4 protein-coding genes are annotated in these 2,226 nt (G+C 37.4%); 2 read left to right on the top strand and 2 right to left on the bottom strand.

Going from position 1 to position 2,226, the window contains the following annotated elements:
• Together B2X72_RS03065 and B2X72_RS03060 are read left to right on the top strand one after the other, a co-directional pair.
• On the top strand, positions 1-291 hold a 291-nt coding region (locus B2X72_RS03065), incomplete at its 5' end, for a GMC family oxidoreductase (protein ID WP_286848246.1).
• A 20-nt stretch (positions 292-311) separates the two neighbouring features.
• Positions 312-881 (top strand): gluconate 2-dehydrogenase subunit 3 family protein, encoded by a 570-nt coding sequence (locus B2X72_RS03060; protein ID WP_088161736.1) that lies wholly within the window; start codon positions 312-314, stop codon positions 879-881.
• A 29-nt stretch (positions 882-910) separates the two neighbouring features.
• Here B2X72_RS03060 and B2X72_RS03055 read toward each other — a convergent pair whose 3' ends face one another.
• Both B2X72_RS03055 and B2X72_RS03050 read right to left on the bottom strand, forming a co-directional pair.
• Positions 911-1,450 (bottom strand): hypothetical protein, encoded by a 540-nt coding sequence (locus tag B2X72_RS03055; protein ID WP_145326854.1) that lies wholly within the window; start codon positions 1,448-1,450, stop codon positions 911-913.
• A 142-nt stretch (positions 1,451-1,592) separates the two neighbouring features.
• A partial coding sequence (locus B2X72_RS03050; RefSeq protein WP_286848245.1) for a LytR/AlgR family response regulator transcription factor occupies positions 1,593-2,226 on the bottom strand: 634 nt, incomplete at its 5' end.

The following is a 2,226-nucleotide window of genomic DNA, read 5'->3' as shown; positions in this document are numbered from 1 at the left end:
GAAATGAAGGAAATGTTGGAATCTATTGGTGTCAAAGACGTAACAACCTATGACAACGGGTTTAGTATGGGACAGGGAATTCATGAAATGGGAACAGCACGGATGGGCAATGATCCGAAAACCTCGGTATTAAACAAATTTAACCAAGTATGGGATGCTAAAAATGTTTTTGTGACAGACGGGGCCTTTATGACTTCGTCTTCCTGTGTGAATCCATCGCTTACCTATATGGCATTTACTGCAAGGGCCGTAGATTTTGCTGTTAATGAATTAAAAAAAGGGAATCTTTAATATTTTATGATGCAATAATTATGAATAGACGAGAAGCAATACAACGTGTGGCCATGCTCATGGGAGGAACAGTTATTGGTGCTTCGTTATTTTTGGAAGGATGCCAGAGGTCTGCTTCGAAAGATATAGAAATGCTCTTTGATCCAAAATCAATCGATTTTTTGGGAGATCTCGCGGAGGCGATTCTTCCTAAAACTACTACCCCAGGGGCGAAAGAAGCTGGGGTAGGTTCTGAAATTCCCGTTCTAGTGCGAGACTGCTATAAACTTGAAGAACAGCAGGTTTTTTTGACTGGATCAGCCGGAATTGACGAACGTGCCAAGAAAGAATTCGGGCGTAATTTTCAGCAACTCGACAAAAAAGACCAAACTGCTTTTGTTGATATTTTGGACAAGGAAGCGCAAGATTACGATAAAAAGAAAGCAGCTAATGAACTGCCCCATTTTTTTACGCTGTTTAAACAGCTTACACTGCTTACTTTTTTTAGCTCAAAATTAGGCGCTACGGAAGTGTTCCGTTATGTGAAAATCCCAGGGAAATATAACGGCGATTTCCCTTATCAAAAGGGTGATCATGCTTGGGCAACCTAGCTAATAAATTGTATATTGACCCCTTGTCTTTAATTGGCAGCGGGGTCAATTAAAGAGGTTGTCAAGCCTATGAACTTTAAAAGATTTTTGCTATCGAAAAGTAAAGTGGTAAAATGTGTCCCTGTTTTCATTGTTAGTCTGGTACCACCCGGAAAAGAGCTTCCAGCATCAAGTTTTTCCTTTTTAACATTGTGTCGGCTGAATTTTGAGAGCGCCTCTTTGACTGTTGTTTTATTGATCGCAAGATCAAAAGGCAACCCTTCGACAACCAGAAACTTGTCTTCAGGGATATCAAAAAATAGTTCATTGACGGATTTATCAGCCCCATAATTGCTATAAAGTTCCAAGCCGGATTTTGTGATCCATTTTGCATACTTTTCTTCGTTGGCATCTTCATAGAAGACTGTTTTTACGTTTAATGTAGCCGCTATTTTATCTATTGTCTGGGGAAATACAAATTCACTGTTTTTATTTAGCAATGATTTTAACTCCGCTTTGTTCTGCGCGAAAGTCGTTGCAGCAAAAAGGAAAAGGCCTATATTTAATGTAAATGCTTTTATCTTCATCATATCCTTGTTATATGTTTGGCAGTTGTTTATGTCCGTTAGATTAAAATTAATCAAACGAGTAACAATATACAATAGTGCTTTATACTTGTTTTGATAGCGGGATCAACCAAAGTTTTCAGCATGCGTATCGCCTATAATCGATCTAATTTAATCCTAAAAGCGCATATAAGAGATCTTTTTTATTGCTCGCAATGGGGATAGTTTTTCCATTTGAAAGCTGGACTATATTTCCATTTAAAGATTGTATGCTATCTGTATTGACAATGAATGCTCTATGAATTCGAAAGAAACTGGTGTTATGTAAAATTTCTTCCATCGCCTTAAGGGTAGATAGGGTTTGATGTGCACTGTTATGTGTGACAATATTCAAATAGTTTCCCTGAGCTTCAATATATAGAACATCATTAAGCATAATCTTTATAAATTTATTTTCACTTTTTATAAAAATTCGTTCTGTTTTTATTGGGTGGTTATTTAGTTTGTTAAAGGGTGATATTTGTTCCTTTACTCTATTTGCAGCTTTCAAAAAGCGTTCAAATCGAATGGGTTTAATAAGGTAATCTACGGCACCTTTTTCAAATCCGTCAATGGCGAAATGTCGATGGGCAGTTATAAAAATAAAGTAAGGTTTTTGGGCCAGCGTTTCCAACAGATCTAAACCAGTTAAGCGGGGCATCTCAATATCGCTAAACACAATATCGATCGGATTTTCCTGCAGGAAAGCCATTGCCTCCAGTGGCTTACTGAAGGTCTTTTTTAATTCCAAAAAAGGTACT

The organism is Sphingobacterium sp. UBA7253, assembly GCF_002472745.1.
In the GTDB taxonomy this organism is placed as follows: domain Bacteria; phylum Bacteroidota; class Bacteroidia; order Sphingobacteriales; family Sphingobacteriaceae; genus Sphingobacterium; species Sphingobacterium siyangense.
Note: the sequence above shows the minus strand (reverse complement) of the source record. Positions and strands in the feature narration are given on the sequence as shown.

Bases quoted from the DNA above. Each gene is read 5' to 3' on its own strand.
- B2X72_RS03060 (WP_088161736.1), top strand. From the start codon at position 312: ATGAATAGACGAGAAGCAATACAACGTGTGGCCATGCTCATGGGAGGA.
- B2X72_RS03055 (WP_145326854.1), bottom strand. From the start codon at position 1,450: ATGATGAAGATAAAAGCATTTACATTAAATATAGGCCTTTTCCTTTTT.